The organism is Erythrobacter cryptus DSM 12079 (genome assembly GCF_000422985.1).
Classification (GTDB): domain Bacteria; phylum Pseudomonadota; class Alphaproteobacteria; order Sphingomonadales; family Sphingomonadaceae; genus Erythrobacter; species Erythrobacter cryptus.
The window spans coordinates 87,769-106,654 of record NZ_AUHC01000009.1; the positions used below are offsets into that span (position 1 = coordinate 87,769).

Annotated in this window: 19 protein-coding genes; 3 read left to right on the plus strand and 16 right to left on the minus strand. The window is 67.8% G+C overall.

All coding sequences use genetic code 11. The features are described from left to right. Positions 1 to 13: 13 nt before the first annotated feature. The 12 genes from rpmE to rpsB form a co-directional block, all read right to left on the minus strand. Positions 14 to 238, minus strand: coding sequence for a 50S ribosomal protein L31 (rpmE, locus tag G524_RS0107245; protein ID WP_027443119.1), 225 nt, complete (start codon positions 236 to 238; stop codon positions 14 to 16). 117 nt (positions 239 to 355) lie between these two features. Next, entirely contained in the window at positions 356 to 832 is a 477-nt protein-coding gene (gene fabZ / locus G524_RS0107250) for a 3-hydroxyacyl-ACP dehydratase FabZ (RefSeq protein ID WP_027443120.1), read from the minus strand. 24 nt (positions 833 to 856) lie between these two features. Further along, complete coding sequence (locus tag G524_RS0107255) at positions 857 to 1,546, minus strand: OmpH/Skp family outer membrane protein (protein ID WP_027443121.1); 690 nt, start codon at positions 1,544 to 1,546, stop codon at positions 857 to 859. After that, positions 1,546 to 4,314, minus strand: a complete 2,769-nt coding sequence (gene bamA, locus G524_RS0107260; RefSeq protein ID WP_084625088.1) for an outer membrane protein assembly factor BamA — start codon at positions 4,312 to 4,314, stop codon at positions 1,546 to 1,548. The genes G524_RS0107255 and bamA overlap by 1 nt, the downstream gene beginning before the upstream one ends. A gap of 231 nt (positions 4,315 to 4,545) precedes the next feature. After that, complete coding sequence (gene rseP, locus G524_RS0107265; RefSeq protein ID WP_027443123.1) at positions 4,546 to 5,643, minus strand: RIP metalloprotease RseP; 1,098 nt, start codon at positions 5,641 to 5,643, stop codon at positions 4,546 to 4,548. Positions 5,644 to 5,656: 13 nt separating this feature from the next. Next, a complete protein-coding gene (gene dxr, locus G524_RS0107270) occupies positions 5,657 to 6,826 on the minus strand; it encodes a 1-deoxy-D-xylulose-5-phosphate reductoisomerase (RefSeq protein ID WP_027443124.1) in 1,170 nt (389 codons plus the stop codon). Between the two features lie 7 nt (positions 6,827 to 6,833). Further along, complete coding sequence (locus G524_RS0107275; RefSeq protein ID WP_051220971.1) at positions 6,834 to 7,598, minus strand: phosphatidate cytidylyltransferase; 765 nt, start codon at positions 7,596 to 7,598, stop codon at positions 6,834 to 6,836. After that, positions 7,585 to 8,277 (minus strand): polyprenyl diphosphate synthase, encoded by a 693-nt coding sequence (gene uppS, locus G524_RS0107280; protein ID WP_036857607.1) that lies wholly within the window; start codon positions 8,275 to 8,277, stop codon positions 7,585 to 7,587. The genes G524_RS0107275 and uppS overlap by 14 nt, the downstream gene beginning before the upstream one ends. Before the next feature lie 14 nt (positions 8,278 to 8,291). Continuing rightward, entirely contained in the window at positions 8,292 to 8,849 is a 558-nt protein-coding gene (gene frr, locus G524_RS0107285) for a ribosome recycling factor (RefSeq protein WP_027443127.1), read from the minus strand. Between the two features lie 21 nt (positions 8,850 to 8,870). After that, positions 8,871 to 9,590 carry a UMP kinase gene (pyrH, locus tag G524_RS0107290; protein WP_027443128.1) on the minus strand — a complete coding sequence of 240 codons (720 nt, stop codon included), beginning with the start codon at positions 9,588 to 9,590 and terminating at the stop codon, positions 8,871 to 8,873. A gap of 161 nt (positions 9,591 to 9,751) precedes the next feature. Beyond that, positions 9,752 to 10,678, minus strand: coding sequence for a translation elongation factor Ts (gene tsf / locus G524_RS0107295; protein ID WP_027443129.1), 927 nt, complete (start codon positions 10,676 to 10,678; stop codon positions 9,752 to 9,754). Positions 10,679 to 10,805: 127 nt separating this feature from the next. Further along, entirely contained in the window at positions 10,806 to 11,591 is a 786-nt protein-coding gene (gene rpsB / locus G524_RS0107300; protein ID WP_027443130.1) for a 30S ribosomal protein S2, read from the minus strand. A 291-nt stretch (positions 11,592 to 11,882) separates the two neighbouring features. Here rpsB and G524_RS0107305 point away from each other — a divergent pair, with 291 nt between their 5' ends. Then, entirely contained in the window at positions 11,883 to 12,176 is a 294-nt protein-coding gene (locus tag G524_RS0107305; protein WP_027443131.1) for a hypothetical protein, read from the plus strand. Here the strand turns inward: G524_RS0107305 and pssA are convergent. The 3 genes from pssA to G524_RS0107320 are packed head-to-tail and all read right to left on the minus strand — an operon-like array spanning position 12,097 to position 14,995. After that, a complete protein-coding gene (pssA, locus tag G524_RS15255) occupies positions 12,097 to 13,011 on the minus strand; it encodes a CDP-diacylglycerol--serine O-phosphatidyltransferase (protein WP_051220972.1) in 915 nt (304 codons plus the stop codon). The two genes, G524_RS0107305 and pssA, sit on opposite strands and share 80 nt — an antisense overlap. A gap of 22 nt (positions 13,012 to 13,033) precedes the next feature. Continuing rightward, positions 13,034 to 13,786, minus strand: coding sequence for a phosphatidylserine decarboxylase (locus G524_RS0107315; protein ID WP_027443132.1), 753 nt, complete (start codon positions 13,784 to 13,786; stop codon positions 13,034 to 13,036). Between the two features lie 48 nt (positions 13,787 to 13,834). Next, positions 13,835 to 14,995: a beta-ketoacyl-ACP synthase III gene (locus tag G524_RS0107320; protein WP_027443133.1), complete on the minus strand. Its 1,161-nt coding sequence runs from the start codon at positions 14,993 to 14,995 to the stop codon at positions 13,835 to 13,837. Positions 14,996 to 15,018: 23 nt separating this feature from the next. On the opposite strand from G524_RS0107320, the gene G524_RS0107325 reads away from it, so the two are divergent. After that, positions 15,019 to 16,272, plus strand: a complete 1,254-nt coding sequence (locus G524_RS0107325) for a hypothetical protein (protein WP_156894039.1) — start codon at positions 15,019 to 15,021, stop codon at positions 16,270 to 16,272. Here G524_RS0107325 and G524_RS0107330 read toward each other — a convergent pair whose 3' ends face one another. Beyond that, positions 16,273 to 17,160 carry a LysR family transcriptional regulator gene (locus G524_RS0107330; RefSeq protein ID WP_027443135.1) on the minus strand — a complete coding sequence of 296 codons (888 nt, stop codon included), beginning with the start codon at positions 17,158 to 17,160 and terminating at the stop codon, positions 16,273 to 16,275. Positions 17,161 to 17,246: 86 nt separating this feature from the next. Between G524_RS0107330 and G524_RS0107335 the strand changes: the two genes are divergently transcribed. Then, on the plus strand, positions 17,247 to 18,866 hold the full coding sequence (locus tag G524_RS0107335) for a proton-conducting transporter transmembrane domain-containing protein (RefSeq protein ID WP_245561322.1): 1,620 nt from the start codon (positions 17,247 to 17,249) through the stop codon (positions 18,864 to 18,866). Positions 18,867 to 18,886: the final 20 nt, after the last annotated feature.

The following is an 18,886-nucleotide window of genomic DNA, read 5'->3' on the forward strand; positions in this document are numbered from 1 at the left end:
TGAGGCGCAAGGCTTACTTCTTGAGCGTGAGCCCGCCGAAGCGCTTGTTGAACGCCGCCACGCGCCCGCCTTCGGCCACCTGCTGGCGCCCCCCGGTCCAGGCCGGATGGCTGAGCGGGTCGATCTCGAGCGACATCACGTCGCCTTCCTTGCCCCAGGTCGAACGGGTCTGATACTCGGTCCCGTCGGTCATGCGGACCGTGATCATGTGGTAATCGGGGTGCCCTTGGGCCTTCATGTGCCTGTCCTTTGCAGCCTTTCGCCGGTGCCGACCGGCGGTGCTATGAATGGGAAGCGGCGCGCTTAGTGGGGATCGGGCGCAAATGCAACCTCTAATGATGCCGCCCCGCCCCCATCAGGCAGGCGGATCGGCCATCATCGCGGTGAACTCGGCTTCGCAGGTGACCTTGCCCTCGACGCTGGCCTTGCCGGCGAAGCGATAGACGCGGCTGCGCTTCTGGGTGAACTCCACATGGAGATCGAGCAGGCAGCCAGGCGTTACCGGCGCGCGGAACTTGGCGTTCTCGATCCCCATGAAGATGACGAGCTTGCCGGTGCCGGCAAGCTCCATCGTCTCGATCCCGAGGATGCCGGCGGCCTGGGCCAGCGCCTCGATCTGGAGCACACCGGGCATGATCGGGGCGCCGGGAAAATGGCCCTGGAAGAACTGTTCGTTCATGCTCACGGCCTTGACCGCGTGGATGCGCTCACCCAGCGTCATCGACCGCACCCGATCAACCAGCAGCAGCGGGTAGCGGTGCGGCAGGGCCTTGAGGATCCTGCCGATGTCATAATCCGCCGTGCCCGCTGCCGGGCCTGCCGCCTCGCTCATGGCGCTCGCTCCCTTAAGCCCCTGTCAGCGCCCGACCGGCGCTGCAGGGTTGCCCTGCTGCTGCTGCGCCGCGGCGGCCTGCTGCTGGGCGATCTGGGCGGCGATCAGGCGCTGCTGGATCTCCTGGAAAATCTGCACGCCTTCGCGGCTCGGCTTCCAATCGGCCGGCGGCACCACGCCCACGCTCGGCACCTTGGTGTTGAGCGCGGCGATCACCGCCTGGGTGATATCGGCTTCGGGCGGGGCGTAGAGCAGCGAACCGGGATCGACCACCAGCTTGATCTGCCGGGCCTTGATCACTTCTTCCAGCGCAGCGCCATATTGCAGGAGGATCTGCTCGATCGCATAGACGCGCGCGCCATCGATCTGGTTGGCGATCGCCTGGATTTCCTGATCGAGCGTCTGGAGCTTGGTGTAATCCGGGGTGTTGCGCTTGGCCTCCAGTTCGGCGTCATCAACCTGCTTGTCGCCGTTCTTGTCGAAGGTGGCGAGCAGGGTCTGGCGCTCCTGCGCCTTGTTGCGGCGCAGCTCGGCCTGGGGCGCGTAGGTCTGGGCGATCTGCTCGTAAGCGGTCTGGAAGGCGCTGGTGCCGATGATCGTGCGCGAGATATCGACCGTGGCAAGCCGGCCTTCCACCTGCGCCTGGGCCGGCACGGCAGCAAGGGCGGCGAGCGCAAGGCCGGCCGGGGCGAAAAGTTTGGTGAGCATATTCATCAGAATTGGGTTCCTACGTTGAAGGTCAGGCGCCGTTCGTCATCGCCCGGCACCTTGCGGATGGTCTGGGCAAGGTCGATGCGGAACGGCCCGAAGGGCGAGTTCCAGTTGACCCCGATCCCGGCGGTGATGCGCGGACTGGGCGAATCGCCGAGGAAGGTCTCCTTGATCCGGCTGCCCGGGCGGATCGCCGGGGAATTGGCGCTGCCATCGGGCGCGAGCGGATTGGTGGTGCGGTCAAACACCGGCTGGCCATCGATCAGCACCGGCTGGCCATTGGCATCGAGGCGGCGGGTGAAATAGACGAGATTGCCGTTGGCATCGCGTTCCTGCACGCCGAAGGGATTGTCCTGGAGCACCGGCTGCTCCACCCCCCACAGCGCCCCGATATCGGTCCAGATCGAGGGCCTGAGGCCCAGCTCGCGCGCGCCCGAGCCGAGCGGGATCTCGAGCTCGGCCCGGCCGAGATAGTAGTTGCGCCCGCCGATGGCATCATCGCGGGTCTGGTTGCGATCGGTGATGAGGATCGGCGGGCCGCCTTCAGGATCATCGACATAGGCCTGGGTGAGCACCCGCGGGCCAACCCCGCGGATGGCAAAGCCGCGGAACTGCGGCTCGCCGAGGAAGAAGCGGTCGGTGAGGAACACATCATCAACCCCCGCACCCGGCCGATCCTGGAGCGGGATGATGGTGCCGCCCTCAGCCAGAAGCGAGAAGATGAAGCCCGAATTGCCCACCCGCCAGAACTGCTGGGCGCGTCCGCGGAAGCGCACATAGCGCACATCACCCCCGAGCCCAGCAAATTCGGTGCTCAGCGTGACGCTGCGCCCCTGGGTCGGCCGAATGCGCGAGTTCAGGGAGTTGTAGTTGAGGCTGAGGCCAAGGATCGAACTGAGCCGCGTGCCCAGCGCATCGCACAGGAAGCGCCCGGCCAGCAGCGGATCGCACTCGCGCACCCCGTCGCCATTGATATCGGAGAAGAACTGGTTCTCATCGAGCGAGACGTCATCATTGTTGAGCGTGTAGCTGCCGATCAGCGCCATGTATTCGGTCAGCGGCACCCCGACGCGCATCGAAAAGCCGGTGGTGGCCTGCTCGAAGGTGGTGTTGCGATCGCGGTTGGTGAAGTTGAAGCTGTTGAAATCGCGCCGGTAGATATCGATCCCGCCGGAGATGTTGCGATCGAAGATATAGGGCTCGGAAAAGCTCACCTGGGCCGAGCGCGAGAACTGCGAATAGTTGACCGAAAGGCCCACCGTCTGCCCGCGCCCGCGGAAATTGCGCTGGCGGATGGAGCCAGCAAGGATGAACTGCTCGATCGAGGAGAACCCGGCGGAGAACTGCAATTCGCCGGTGGGCTTTTCCTCGACATTGGCCTCGAGCACGATGCGGTCGGGCGCGCTGCCCTCGACCTGCTTGACCTCGAAATTCTCCTGGAAATAGGCGAGTGAATTGATGCGGGCATTGGTGCGCTGCACCGCCAGGCTGTTGAAGGCATCGCCCTCGGCCAGGCGGAACTCGCGGCGGATCACCTTGTCCTGGGTGAGCGTGTTGCCGTTGACATCGATCCGCTCGACATAAACCCGCGGCGCCTCGCGCAGCAGGAACGTGACATTCATCTGCCGCTTGTCGGCATCGCGGCGGAAGCGCGGCTGCACATCGGCAAAGGCATAGCCGAAGCGCCCGGCCAGCTCGGTGAGCTGCTCAACCGTGTCCTCGACGGTCTTGGCATTGTACCAGTCGCCGGTCTTCATCGGCAGCTGGGCGCTCATGACCTCGCTGTCGAAGTCGCGCAACTGGCTGTCAACCTTGACTTCGCCGAAGGTGTAGCGCTCACCCTCCTCGACCACATAGGTGATGATGAAGTCGCGCTGGTCCGGGGTCAGCTCGGCCACGGCCGAGACCACGCGGAAATCGGCATAGCCATTGGTGAGGTAGAACTGGCGCAGCTTCTGCTGGTCGAAGGCCAGCCGATCGGGATCGTAGCTGGTGTTCGAGCTGAAGAAGCGGGTCAGGCGCGCCTGCTTGGTCACCATCTCGCCGCGCAGCTCGCCATCGGAAAACTTCTCGTTGCCGAGGATGTTGATCTGTCTGACCTTGGACTTGGGCCCCTCGCTGATCTCGAAGATGATATCGACGCGGTTCTGCGGCAGCTGCACCAACTTGGGCTCGACCTTGGCGGCAAAGCGGCCCTGGCGCTTGTAAAGCTCGATGATGCGGGCCACGTCCGCACGCACCTTGGAACGGGTGAAGATCTGGCGCGGGGCGAGCTTGATCTCGGGCAGGATCTTGTCGTTCTTGAGCCGCTGGTTGCCTTCCAGCACGATGCGGTTGATCACCGGGTTTTCAACGACGGTGATCACCACGTTGCCGTTGTCATTGCGGATGCTGGTGTTGGCGAACAGTTCGGTGGCGCCCAGGTCCTTGATCGCCTCGTCGGCGGCAAGCGCGGTATATTCCTGCCCGACGCGCAGGCGGATGTAGCTCAGGATGGTGGTGGGCTCGAGCCTTTCGGCCCCGACCACGCTGATGCTGCGGATGATGTTGCCGCGCTCGGCCGGTGCAGGAGCCGGGGCCGGGGCCGGAGAGGGGGCGGGAGCCGGGGCCTGCTCCTGCGCCAGCGCCATGCCGGGCAGGCCGGCAAGCAGCGAACCGCCACACAGCAAGGCGGCAAGGCGCGCGCGGCGCGCCCCCCCCGGTGCCGCAGCGCTGCCCCGCGCCGGATTGCCATGGACCGGCGCCACCACCGTCTCGCTCGATGCGTTCATGCCGCTAAAATCCCGTCTTCTTCCTTGCTGCCCGCGCCCCTGCGACGGACACGCCTCGCCGACTCTCAGGCCGGATGCCTGCCCCCCCGCCGTGCCGTCCCGCTGCGGCGCCAGCATCTCGGCCCTCGCCTGTGCCCGATGTGCCGAGCGCAATCAAGCCGCGAGGGTGGCACGGCTGCGACTGGACGCGCGCTTTCCCCGGCAAAGCGCAGGAGCGCGGACGCAATGCGCTCAGCTGCCGAACAAGGGGAGCGAAAAGAGGTCATTCACCGTCACCACCGCCATCAGCATCAGCACCAGCGCGATCCCGGTGCGATAGGCCCATTCGGTCGCCTGCGGCCCCACCGGCTTGCGGCGGATCGCCTCGGCCAGATAGAACATCAGGTGCCCGCCATCGAGCGCGGGGATTGGCAAGAAGTTGATGAATGCCAAATTAAGCGAAATGAGCGCGGCGAAGTGGACGAAGGCCGCCACCCCCATGCTCATCTGCTCGCCCGAATATTTGGCGATCTTGATCGGCCCGCCCAGCTCCTTGACCGAGCGATCGCCGCTGATGATCTGCTTGATACCGGTGACCATCAGCAAGGTGAAATCCCAGCTCTGCTTGACCCCGAGCCCGATCGCCTCGAGCGGGCCGACCTTCTCAAGCACGAATTTCCCGCCCACCGGCGCCACCCCGATCAGGCCCTCGGTGCTGACATTGCCGAAATTGTCGCGCCGCTCCACCCGCGCCGTGGTCACGGCAACATCGCGCGTCGTCCCATCGCGCGCGACGGTAAAGACCATGCGCTTGCCCGGGTGGAGCGCCACCTTGGTCTTGATATCGGTGAAATCGCGCACCGGCCGCCCGTCGATCGCCACCACCACATCGCCCACCTTGAGCCCGGCGGCAGCCGCAGGACTGTTTGCGGTGAAGGCGCCGATGGTGCGCGAATCCTCGGGATCGACCAGCGTGGGCTTGCCGAGAATGGCAAAGAAGGCGGCAAAGATCGCCACCGCCACCACGAGGTTGGTGACCGGGCCGGCCGCGACGATCAGCGCGCGCTTCCACAGCGCCGCGGCCTGAAAGGCGCCTTCCTCCACCGCGGCGGATGGATCGGGCACGCTGGCCGGGTTCATGTCGCCCTTGAACTGGACATAGCCCCCCAGCGGCAGCGCCGAGAGCTTCCAGCGGGTGCCGTGGCGATCGGTAAAGCCGAAAAGCTCGCGCCCGAAGCCGACCGAGAAGGCCTCGGCCTTGACCCCGAACAGCCGGCCCACGAGCAGGTGGCCAAGCTCGTGCACGGTCACCAGCGGGCCCAGCAGCAGCAGGAAGCCCACGACATACATCCAGAAGGGCGGGCTATCCAACAAGGGCGGGATTCTCCAGCAGGCGCTGTGCTTCACGCCGCGCCGATTGATCGATCGCCAGCACGTCCTCGAGGCTGGCGGGCGCAGCGCCGAGCGGGCTGCGCTCCAGGGTTTCCTCCACCAATGCCGCAATGTGGGTGAACCGCAACTGACCGGCAAGGAAGGCGGCCACCGCCACCTCGTTGGCGGCATTGAGGATCGCCGGCGCGGCGCCGCCCGCGGCCAGCGCCTCGCGCGCCAGGCGGGTGGCGGGGAAGCGCTCCTCGTCGGGCGCGTGGAAGGTGAGTTCGCCGATGGCGGCAAGATCGAGCGGGCCGAGCGGGGTTTCCATCCGCTCGGGCCAGGCCAGGCACGAGGCGATCGGCACCCGCATGTCCGAAGGGCCAAGCTGGGCAAGGGTCGAACGGTCGCGGAACTCGACCATCGAATGGATCACGCTTTGCGGGTGGATGACAATCGAGAGCTTGTCGAGCCCCACCGGAAAGAGGTGATAGGCCTCGATATATTCAAGGCCCTTGTTCATCATCGTGGCCGAATCGACGCTGATCTTGGCCCCCATCGACCAATTGGGATGGGCAATCGCCTCGGCCGGGGTGGCGGTGTGGAGCCGCTCGGCGCTCCAGGTGCGCAAGGGCCCGCCGCTCGCGGTGAGGGTGATGCGCGCGACATCGGCGATGCGGTTGCCGGCAAGGCACTGGAAGATGGCGTTGTGTTCCGAATCGGTCGGAAGCAAGGTGGCGCCGTGGCGCGCCACCGCCGCCATCAGCACCTCGCCGGCCGAAACCAGCGCCTCCTTGTTGGCAAGCGCGATGGTGCCGCCGCGCTCGACCGCGGCCATGACCGGCGCGAGGCCCGCACAGCCGACGATCGCCGCCACCGTCATGTCCACCGGCCGCGCCGCCGCCTCGATCAGCGCCGCGCGCCCGCCCGCCGCGGCGATCCCGGTGCCGGCGAGCGCGTCACGCAGCTCGGGCAGGCAGGCCTCGTCCCCCACCACCGCAAGCCGCGCATCGAACTCGATCGCGAGCGCGGCAAGCTGGGCGGCGCTGCACTGGGCGGTGAGCGCCTCGATCTGCCAGGCCGCGCGGTTGCGCCGCACCAGATCGAGCGTCGATGCCCCGATCGAGCCGGTCGCGCCAAGCAGGGTGAGCGTGCGCGTCATCTGCCCATCATCCCAGCAAAAGGGGCAGCGTGGCAATCACAAACAGCACGAAGAACACCGCGATGAAGCCATCGAGCCGGTCAAACAGCCCGCCATGTCCCGGAATGAGATGGCCCGAATCCTTCACCCCGGCGCGCCGCTTCATCCAGCTTTCAAAGAAATCCCCGGCCTGGGCGATGAGCGCGATCAGCACCCCGCCGAGCACCGCCATGCCGAGCGCCCCGACCGTGTAGCCCGGCACCGCCGCGGGGCCGAAATCGCTGATCTCGACGCCCACGCCGACGAGCGCGGCAAGCGCGGCGCCGCCGCCGAGGCCCGCCCAGGTCTTGGCCGGGCTGATCCGGGGCGCGATCTTCGGCCCGCCGATCGCGCGCCCGGCGAAATAGGCGCCGACATCGACCGCCACGATCGGCAGGATGAAGGCGACGAGCACCTCGAGCGGGCCATAGCCCGAGGCTGAGGGATCGAGCGGGAGCACCTGGCGCCCGTTGCGCACCACCAGCATGGCCAGCGCCGCCCCGCCGATATAGATCACCCCGGCAAAGAACCACAGCGTCTCGCCCAAAAGCGACAGGCCAAAGCGGCTCACCAGCCGGTTCCACTCCCACAGCAGCCCGAGCGCGAGCGCGCCCACCAGCAGCGTCCACACCCAGCCGCCCAGCCACAGCGCCCCGCCCGCCACCACCAGCATGACGATGGCGCTGGCAAGGCGCACCGGCAGATCGGACACCCCTGCCCTCACATCGCGCACCCGGTCGCTATCTTCCGCCATAGCGTCGCTCCCTGCGGGCAAAATCATCAAGCGCTTGGGCAAGATGCGCTGGCTCGAAATCGGGCCAGAGCGTCTCGACAAACAGCATCTCGGCATAGGCCGCCTGCCACAGCAGGAAATTGGACAGGCGGATCTCCCCGCTGGTGCGGATGAGAAGGTCAAGCGGGGGCAGATCGGCGGTATCGAGATGGGCGGCGATGGTCTCGATCGTCACGTCCCCCTCGGCCGCCGCCTTGGCCGCGGCCCGGGCAATCTCGTGCTGGCCGCCGTAATTGAGCGCCACCGCGAGGGTGCGCTTGCCCTCGGCGGTGCGGGCCAGCGCGTCTTCGAGCATGGCGACAATATCAGGAGCAAGCGCCCGCCAGTCGCCGATGATCTTGAGCCTGACCTTGTTGGCGACGAATTCCTCGAGGTCGGATTTGATGAACCGGCGCATCAGGTTCATCAGATCATCGACCTCCTCGTCGGGCCGCTTCCAGTTTTCCGAGGAGAAGGCATAGAGGGTGAGGCATTCGAGGCCCGTCGGCTCGAGGCTGCGCACCAGCCGCCGCACCGCCTCGACCCCGCGCTGGTGGCCGACCGCGCGCGGCAGGCCCCGCTGCTTGGCCCAGCGGCCATTGCCATCCATGATGATGGCGACATGGCGGGCGCGCGATTGCTGCAAGCTGTCCCCCTTCATCCGCCGCGACCCGCTTACTGGCTCAGGATTTCCTGCTCCTTCTTGGCGGCGGCCTCGTCGGCTTCCTTCACATATTGGTCGGTGAGCTTCTGCACCTCGTCCTCGCGGCGCTTGCGCTCGTCCTCGGAGATTTCCTTTTTCTTCTCGTCGGCCTTGAGGCTTTCCATCGCGTCGCGGCGCACGTTGCGGATCGCGATCTTGGCCTTCTCGGCATATTGGCCGGCAAGCTTGGCGAGTTCCTTGCGGCGCTCCTGGGTGAGATCGGGGATCGGCAGGCGCAGCGTCTGCCCGTCGATGATCGGGTTGAGGCCGAGATTGGCATGGGCGATGCCCTTCTCCACCGCGGTCATGTTGGCGCGGTCCCACACCTGCACCGAGAGCATCCGCGGCTCGGGCGCCGAGACCGTGGCGACCTGGTTCAAGGGCATCATCGCGCCATAGACCTCGACCACCACCGGATCGAGCAGGCTGGTGTTGGCGCGGCCGGTGCGCAGGCCCTGCAGATCGCTCTTGAGCGCTTCGACCGCGCCCTTCATCCGGCGTTCGACATCGGCCTTGTCATATTGCGGCATGGCTGGGGTTCCTTCGCTCTTTCAGCTGTCTTGCACGATGGTCTGCACGCCCTTGCCGGCAAGCACGCGGGCAAGGTTGCCCTTCTCGCGGATCGAAAAGACCACGATGGGGATCTTGTTGTCGCGGCACAGCGCCACGGCCGAGGCGTCCATCACCTTGAGATTGTCGGCGAGCACCCGGTCGTAAGCGACGGTATCGAAACGGATTGCCTTGGGATTGAGCTTGGGATCGCTGTCATAGACCCCATCGACGCTGGTGCCCTTCAAAAGCGCGTCGCACTTCATTTCCGCAGCCCGCAGCGCCGCGCCGCTGTCGGTGGTGAAATAAGGCGCGCCCACGCCCGCGGCAAAGATCACCACCCGGCCCTTTTCAAGGTGGCGCTCGGCCCGGCGGCGGATCACCGGCTCGCACACCTGGTCCATCTGGATCGCGCTCTGCACCCGGGTTTCAACCCCCAGCTGCTCGAGCGCGTTCTGCATGGCGAGCGCGTTCATCACCGTCGCCAGCATACCCATGTAATCGGCCTGGGCGCGGTCCATCCCCTTGGCTGCCCCCGCCATGCCGCGAAAGATGTTGCCGCCCCCGATGACGAGGCAGATTTCAAGCCCCGTGTCCTTGGCCGCCTTCACCTCCTTGGCCAGTTCGGCGACGAATTCGGGATCGATCCCGAACTGCTGATTGCCCATCAGCACCTCGCCCGAAAGCTTCAGGAGCACGCGCTTGAGCGGGGGGAGAGACATGGGGGCGATGGGCTCCGGGCTGAAATCTCGGGTGCGGCGCACTTAACGGGCAATCGCCCGCAGCGCAAAGGGTAAGCTGCAAGGGGCGGGCGGCGGTTCCACGCAAACGGCCGCCGCAGCATGAGGGCTGCGACGGCCGCAATGCCTGGCGCCGGGGGGGATCAGCCCTTGACGGCAGCGGCCACTTCGGCGGCGAAGTCGACCTGTTCCTTCTCGATCCCCTCGCCGAGCTGGAAGCGCACGTAATCGACCAGCTTGATGGTCTTGCCCGCTTCCTTGGCGATGCGGGCGATGTGCTCCTCGACGGTCGCCTTGCCGTCCTTGACGAAGACCTGGCTCAGCAGCGCGTTTTCCTTGGCGAACTTCTTGACCGCGCCCTCGACCATCTTGGCCTGGACCTCGGCGGGCTTGCCGCTTTCGGCAGCCTTTTCCGCGGCGATCTTGCGCTCGCGCTCGATCACGGCCGGATCGAGGCTGTCGGCATCGAGCGCCTGGGGGAACATCGCCGCGGCGTGCTGGGCAATGTCCTTGCCGAGCGCGCTCAGCGTATCGGCATCGGCATCGCTTTCGAGCGCCACCAGCACGCCGATCTTGCCCAGCCCTTCGCCCGCGGCATTGTGGATATAGGGCACGATCGCGCCCTGGGTGACGCTCACCGACTTGATCCGGCGGATCTGCTGGTTCTCGCCGATGGTGGCGATGTTGTCGGTGAGCTTCTCGCCCACGGTGCCGCCATCGGGATAGGCCGCGGCCTTGAGCGCCTCGACATCATCGCTGCCCAGCGCCAGCGCCACCGCCGTCACCTTGCGCACGAAATCCTGGAACTTGTCGTTCTTGGCGACGAAATCGGTTTCCGAATTGACCTCGACCGCCACGCCCCGGGTTCCCTCGACGAGCACGCCGACGAGGCCCTCGGCCGCGGTGCGGCTCGACTTCTTCTGCGCCGTGGCCAGGCCCTTGGCGCGCAGCGCGTCGATCGCCGCCTCGATATCGCCATTGGCTTCGGCCAGCGCCTTCTTGGCGTCCATCATGCCAGCGCCGGTGCGCTCGCGCAGCTTCTTCACGTCAGCGACGGAAAAATCGGCCATGAGTATTTCCTTGTAGCTATGGGTTGCGCCCGCCCGGCCCTGCCCGCCTGTGGGGCCATGCCGGGCGCGCTAGAGGGGGAATGTGACGGGCGCTTGACGGCTGCCGACAGGCGCCCGCGGCAGACGATCAGGCCCCGGCTTCCTCGGCGCTCGGTTCGGCCACGACCGCCTCGCTCTCGGCCGGAGGCTCGGCGAGCGCGCCCAGGTCTTCAGCCACATCGGCGGCAAGCTTGCCCTTGCCCGCCAGCGCCGCCTTGGCCACCGCCTCGCAATAGAGCCGCACCGCGCGGCTGGCATCGTCGTTGCCCGGCACCGGGAAGGCAATGCCCGAAGGATCGACATTGGTGTCGAGGATCGCGATCACCGGGATGCCCAGCACATTGGCTTCCTTGATCGCCAAGTCTTCCTTGTTGGCATCGATCACGAACATCACGTCAGGCAGCCCGCCCATGTCGCGGATGCCGCCGAGCGACAGCTCGAGCTTGTCGCGCTCGCGGGTGAGGTTGAGCACTTCCTTCTTGGTCAGGCCGCTGGTGTCACCGGCAAGGGTTTCCTCGAGCGCCTTGAGCCGGCGGATCGAGCCGCTGATGGTCTTCCAGTTGGTGAGCATCCCGCCCAGCCAGCGGTGGTTGACATAGTGCTGGCCCGACATGCGCGCAGCCTCGGCGATCGGCTCCTGGGCCTGGCGCTTGGTGCCGACGAACAGCACCTTGCCGCCGGCACGCACGGTCTGCTCGACGAAATCGAGCGCGCGCGCGAACAGCGGCACGGTCTGCGACAGGTCGATGATGTGCACCCCGTTGCGCGCCCCGAAGATATAGGGCTTCATGCGGGGGTTCCAGCGGTGGGTCTGGTGGCCGAAATGCGCGCCGGCCTCGATCAATGCTTGCATCGTGACGACAGGTGCCGCCATGGTCTTCATCCTTTCCGGTTGTGCCTCTGGAAGGCAGATGACCGCGCGGGCGAGCCTCTCGCCAAGCGGCACCGGCATGTGCGCCTTCCATGCGAATTTGCCCCGGTGACGGGCCCCATGCCCGCCGCAAGGCGCCGCGCGCTTAGCCGCGGCCCTCACAAAAATCCAGCCCCGATTGGCAAGCCGGACCAGATTTTTCGCGCTCCCTTGCGCAGAAGGCGCTTGACAGGACGGAACATGTAGGGAACAACGGGCAGGAACAAAGAACGAACCTTTGGGAAAGGCTCTCCGATGATCGCGCTTCTTTCCAGCCTTGCCGCCACGCTCCTCTTTGCGCTTGCCGGGCTGTTCGCCGCGGCGGTGCTGGTGGATAGCGCGATCAAGGCGCGGGCGGCCCATGCCCGGCTGACGGCACAGCTCGCGGCGCTGGCGCAGGGTGAGGGCAGCGGCGCCAGCCCTCAACCTGCAAGGCTGCGACAGCGGGCGGCGGCAGGTGTGCGCGCCGCTAGGCGCCCGGCGCGGCGGCAGGCGGCGGGGGCGGTGGTGCAGCCGCTGCCGCGGCCTCTTGCCGGCGCCGCCGCTTGATCCGGCCATATTTGATGAGGCCATAGGGCATCAGCGCCAGATAGGTGAGGCTGATCGCCGCGAGCGTCCACCACGGCTCGATCACCAGCGCGGCAAAGGCCATGGCGATGAGCGCGATGAGCGCGAGCCGGATCGAGCGGCGCGGGCGCAGCGAGGCCCAACTGAGCGTCGCCATGTTGGAGATCATCAGGATCGCGATCAGCGTCAGCCACAGGGCCATCACCTCGGGCGCGCGGAAGATCTCGGCGCCGGTGCCGTGCCACAGGTAGAAGGGGGTGAAGGCCAGCCCCGCCCCCACCGGCGCGGGCACCCCGGTGAGAAAGCCGGCGGACTTGTGCGGCTGGTCGTCCATGTCGATGCGGGCGTTGAAGCGCGCCAGGCGCAGCGCGCAGCAGATCGCAAAGGCGAGCGCGGCAAACCAGCCGAAGCGCGGCCAATCATGCAGCGACCACAGGAACAGGATCAGCGCCGGGGCGACCCCGAAGGAGATCGAATCGGCGAGGCTGTCGAGTTCGGCGCCGAAGCGGGACTGGGCCTTGAGCAGCCGGGCGATGCGCCCGTCGATCCCGTCGAGCACCCCGGCAAGCACCACCAGCGCGATCGCATGGGTCCACTGCGCATCGATGGCAAAGCGGATGCCGGTCAGCCCCGCACACAGCGCTGCGGCGGTGATCGCATTGGGCAGCATCGCCCGCAGGGTAAGCCCGCCGGCGGCGGCGCTGGCGAGGCTGGCGCGCTGATCCTCGTCCTCGGCGGCCTTGGGCCCGAGCCGGGCGGGCAGGAAGCGCGCCGCGGCCAGCCGGCGCGCGCCCCGCTTGCGCGCGGGCCGGCTCATCGCGCCCTGCGCGCCGCGCGGCTCATTGCGCGATCCCCTCGATCAGCCCGCGCGCGCCGATCTCGGCAATCACGGTCTCGCCCGCCACCACCCGCTGGCCGATCAGCACCTTGGGATCGGTGCCGGCGGGCAGATAGACATCGACCCGGCTGCCAAAGCGGATCAGCCCGACGCGCTGGCCCTTGGCCACGATGTCGCCGGGCTTGACGAAAGGCACGATCCGCCGCGCCACGAGGCCGGCAATCTGGGTGAAGCCGAGCTTGAGGCCATCGGCGCGCTCGATCAGGATGTGCTGGCGCTCGTTCTCCTCGCTCGCCTTGTCGAGATCGGCGTTCATGAACTTGCCGGGGATATAGACCACGCGCCGCACCGTCCCGCCGATCGGGGTGCGGTTGATGTGGACATCGAACACGCTCATGAAGATCGACACCCGCGTCACCGGGCCGGGCGGCAGGCCCTTGCTCCCGGTGCCATCGTCGATCTGCAGCTCGAGCGGCGGCTCGACCTCGGTGATCAGCGTCACCAGCCCATCGGCCGGGGCGACGATGCTGTGCTCGCCCTGCGGCACCACGCGCTCAGGATCGCGGAAGAAGGCAAAGACGCCGAGGCTGAGCAGCAGCAGCGGCCAGCCGATGATTTCCCAATCGAGCGCGAGCAACACGAACAGGCTGATGCCCAGCGCAATCAGCCCGAACTTGCGCCCTTCGGGATGAATGCTCGGCCAGTTCCAGCTCGCCTCGCCGCGACCTTTGTTATCGAGGATTTCGCCTGCCATTGTGCCTCAGCTTCTAGGGGCGGCGCCGCGCCCCTGCAAGCCAGCGCCTCAATGCACCTTGCGCACGAACACCGTGCCGGCCGAATAGCCCGCCCCGAAAGAGCAGATCAGGCCGACATCGCCCGCCGCCAGATCATCGCTGTGGAGGTGGAAGGCGATGATCGAGCCGGCGCTCGAGGTGTTGCCATAGGTGTCGAGCACGGTCGGGCTTTCATCCTCGCTCGCCTCGTGGCCCAGCACCTTGTGCGCGATCAGCCGGTTCATCCCGGCATTGGCCTGGTGCAGCCACAGCCGGCGCAAGGCCTCGGGCGCGATGCCAAGGCGCGCGGCCTCGTCGAGGATCATCTGCGCCACCATCGGCACCACTTCCTTGAACACCTTGCGCCCCTCCTGCACGAACAGCTTGTCGGGCGCAGCGGCGGTTTCGGGATGGGCGCGGTTCAGAAAGCCGAAATTGTTGCGGATATTGTTGGAAAAGACGGTCTTGAGCCGCGTGCCGAGGATTTCCCAGTGCCGCGCCGGGGCGATTGCCGCATCCTCCACCAGCACCGCGGTGGCAACATCGCCGAAGATGAAATGGCTGTCGCGGTCGCGCCAGTTGAGGTGGCCCGAGGTGATCTCGGGGCTGACCACCAGCACGCTCCTCGCATGGCCGGCGCGGATATAGTCTGCCGCGGTCTGGATGCCGAAGGTGGCCGAGGAACAGGCCACGTTCATGTCGAAGCCGAAGCCCTCGATCCCCAGCGCCGCCTGGATCTCGATCGCCATGGCCGGATAGGGGCGCTGCATGTTCGAGGCCGCGCACAGCACCGCATCGACATCCTCCGCCCGGCGCCCGGCGCGCGCCAGCGCGTCGCGCGCGGCGGCCACCCCGATCTCGGCCATCACCGACAATTCGTCATTGGCGCGCTCGGGCAGGCGCGGACACATGATCTCGGGGTCAAGGATCGGCGCCTTGCTGAGCACGTGGCGCGCCTTGATCCCGCTCGCCTTCTCGATGAACTCGGCCGAGGAATGGGCGAGCGGCGCCAGCGCGCCCGCGGCAATCTCGTCGGCATGGGCGGCGTTGTAACGATCGACATAGGCGTTGAAGCTTGCGACCAGCTCGGCGTTGGTGATGCTCTCGGGCGGGGTGTAAAGGCCGGTGGCGGCGATCACCGGGCGCCCGGTGAGCGGGGCGGCGGCGGGGGCGGGGTGCGATTCCTGCATGGGCTTCTCTTGTGGTCTCCTGCGTGCGCGCCCTTACTGTCCGCGCCAGCGGGGTGCAAGCAGCCCACGGGCGCGCCTGCCCGCCCTGCCCCGCCCGCGGCGCAGGCGCGCCGTGTCGAATCCCCATCACCAAACCGGGCCAGAGGAGTGCCCCTGCCCGCCCCACCCCGCGGGCGGCCAGCGCCCAGGGAGCCTGCCCGAGCCTTGCCGCGCGCCATGTCGCCGCCTTTCGCGCCGCGGGAACGGGAGCGCTGATTGCCAATGCCGCCTGCGAGGTGCTGCTGCTGCGCCAAGAGGGCCACGAATTGCCGGTGCCGGTGGATGATGGCCGGCGCGGGCTTTCCTATGTCTCCAGCCCGCACCGCACAAATGTGCTCTTTCCGCGCGACGAGATCGCGCTGCTCGGCCTTGCGCACCTGCGCCCGCTGGCCGAGGCGGTGCTGGCGCTGGTGGCGGGGCTGATCCGCCTGGCCGGCCTCAACCGCGCGGTGCATCTCGACAACTGGCTGCTTTCGACCAACCTTCACGGCAATTGGGACGGCAGCGGCCTTGCGGCGATGCGCGCGGGGCTGGCGGCGCGCTATCCCGATCATGCCCTCATCATCCGCTCGCTCGATTGCTGGAGCTGCCCGGCGCTGCTGGCGGCGGTGCGCGCGGATGGCTGGGTGCTGCTGCCCGCGCGCCAGGTGTGGGTGATCGAGGATCTTGCGCGCGACTGGCAGGGGCGCAGCCACACCAGGGCTGATGCCCGGGCGCTACGCCGCTCGGGCCTTGCGCTCGCGCGGCCCGCGGCGATCGGCAGCGAGGATGCCGCGCGCATCGCCGAGCTTTACCGCCAGCTCTATCTGGCGCGCTATTCGCCGATCAACCCGCGCTTCACCCCGGCCTTCATCACCGCCAGCGCCGCGAGCGGCCTGCTCCACTACAGCCTGCTGCGCGATGGCCAAGGCAAGATCATGGCCTTTGCCGCGCTGCGCTGTGCCGGGGGGATCGGCACCGTGCCGCTGATGGGCTTTGACACCGCCCGCCCGCAGAGCGAGGCGCTCTACCGCATCGCCAGCCATGCGGCGCTGGCGCTGGCGCGCGAGCGCGCCCTGCGCTTCCACGGCTCGGCCGGGGCCGGGCAGTTCAAGCGCAACCGCGGGGCGCGCGGGGTGATCGAATACATGGCCGTTGATGCCCGCCACCTTGCGCCGAGGCGCCGGGCGGCGCTGCGGCTGCTTGCCGCCGGGCTCAATCGCTTCATGGTGCCGCTGCTCACCCGCCGGGGTTGGTGATCAGGCTTCGGGTGCGGCGCCGCCGAGCACCTCCTTGAGCAGCGGATTGGGGAAAGTGCGGGCGATGGTAACGGCAAAGAAGGGCTCGACGATCTCGGGCAGCTGCGCCAGTTCGTAGAGAAGGCCGGTGCCAAGCTCGTCGCGCACCACGATCGGCGGGATCACCGCCACCCCGGCATCGGCGCGGGCGAGCAGGCGCAGCATCGCCATGTCATCAGCCTCGGCAGCGATGCGCGGGACGATCCCCATGCGCTCGAGCATCGCATCAAACCCGGCGCGCAGCGCGGTCTCGGGCGTGGGCAGGATCAGCGGCGCGTGGGCGAGCAGATGCGCCAGGCCCTGGGCCGCCAGCACCAGCCGCGAACGCGCCCCCACCAGGCTCACCGGCTGTTCAGCGAGCCGGTGGACGAGATAGGGGCTGGCCGCATCGCGCGCCGGCATCTGGTTGGTGAGCAGCACATCGATGCGCAGCGCCTCGAGCGCGCGCAGCAACCCGGCTTGCGTGCCCGAGCGCAGCACCACCTCGACATCATCGCGCCCGACCAGCGGGGCGAGGAATTGCAGCTGGAAGTTGCGCGAGAGCGTCGCCTGCGCGCCGATGCGCAGCACCTTGCGCTGCTCGCCCACGGCGCGGAAGGTGGCGGCAAGCTGATCGGCGGCGCGGAAGATCTGCTCGGCATAGTCGAGCGCGATCCGCCCGGCCTCGGTGAGCACGAGGTTGCGCCCGCGCCGCTCGAACAGGTCATGCCCGAGATCGGCCTCGAGCGCCTTGATCTGGGTGGAGATGGCGCTTTGCGAAATGTTGAGCGCGCGCGCTGCGGCGGTGAGCGTGCCCTCGCGCGCGGTGGCGCGGAACAGGCGCAGGTGGTGGAGATTGAGGTTGGCCATGGTCAGGCGCGGCAATTGTTCTATCTGATCGAATATTTTGGCGCAAAATATGTATTTTCTTTAATTCTGTCCAGCCTTTATCCGGCATGGCGTTCGCAACCCTGCGTTTTGCCGGAGTCCTGCCAGCCATGCCCGAAACGCCGCCCGATCTGCTCGCCTTGAGCTTCCTTGCCCCGCTGGTGCTGCTGCCTGCCGCGCTGCTCGCCGCCCTGCGCCCAGGTCGTCGCCCGGGGATGGCGGTGCGCCTGTCCGAGGGCGCCGCGCTCGCTGCCTTTGCCCTTGCGCTTGCCGGGCTGGTGCAGGCGGCGCTCGGCGCTGCGGGCGGCATCGGGGTTGGCGAAGGCGCGCTTGCCCTTGGCCTGCGCGCCGATCTGGTGAGCACCAGCATCGCCGCGCTGGTCGGCTTCATCGGCTGGATCGTGATGCGCTACAGCCGCACCTATCTCGATGGCGAGGCGCGCGAGGGGCTGTTCCACGCGCTGATGCTCACCACGCTCGCCGCAGTGCTGGTGTTCGTGCAGGCGGGCACGGTGCCGACGCTGATCCTTGCCACGATCGCCGTGGGCGCGGCGCTGCGCCAGCTGCTGCTGTTCTATCCCGAGCGGGGCGAGGCCCGGCGCGCGGCGACCAAGTTCGCGCTCGTCTGGCACGCGGGCGATGCCATGCTCGTGCTCGCCGCCGGCCTCCTTGTTGCCCGCTTCGGCACGCTTGATCTTGCCGCCCTTCCCGCTGCCGCCGAAGCCGCCGGGCTGGGCCTTGCCGGCACCCTTGGCATCGCCGCGATCATTGCCGCTGCCGCGCTCAAGACCGCGGCCTTCCCGCTGCACGGCTGGCTCACCGAGGTGATGGAGGCCCCGACCCCGGTCTCGGCCCTGCTCCATGCCGGGATCATCAATTCGGGCGGGGTGCTGCTGATCAGCGCGGCGGGCCTTGTCCAGCAGAGCGCCGGGGCCATGGCCGCGCTGGTGATGATCGGCGGCTTTACCGCGCTGTTCGGCGCGGCGGTGATGCTCACCCAGAGCGCGATAAAGACCGCGCTCGCCTGGTCCACCGTCTCGCAGATGGGCTTCATGCTGCTGCAATGCGGGCTGGGGCTGTGGAGCCTGGCGCTGCTGCACATCATCGCCCACTCGCTCTACAAGGCCCACGCCTTCCTTTCCTCGGGCAATGCCGTTGCGGAAGTTGCGCGCATCCGCCGGCCCGGGCCGGTGGCGGTGCCGAGCGTTGCCGCGGTGCTCAAGAGCTTTGCCCTCGCTCTGGCGATCTTTGTCGCGATTGCCGCGAGCTTTACCGCCGCCTTCGGCCCCAAATCGCCCCAGGCGCTGGCGCTCGGCGCGATCCTGATCTTCGGGGTGGCCTACCTCGTCGCCCAGGGCCTGGCTGACCGCGCCCCGGTCGCGCTGACCAAGCGCACCGCCGCTGCCGCGCTCGCCGCCGCGATCGGCTATTTCAGCTTCCAGGCGATCGCCCAGGCGCTGTGGGGCCCGCTGCTGCCCCCTGCCCCCACCCCGGATGCGCTCGAATGGGCGCTGCTGGTGGTGGCGGTGGCGAGCTTCGGCCTCGTCGCCTTTGCCCAGGCGCTGTTCCCGCTGTGGGCGCACCATCCGGCGAGCGCGGGCCTGAGGGTCCACCTTGCCAACGGCCTTTACATGAACGCCCTGCTCGACCGCGCGATTGGGGGCCTTCGCACCACCCGCCCGCTCTGACCACCCTTTGCTGCATCAGG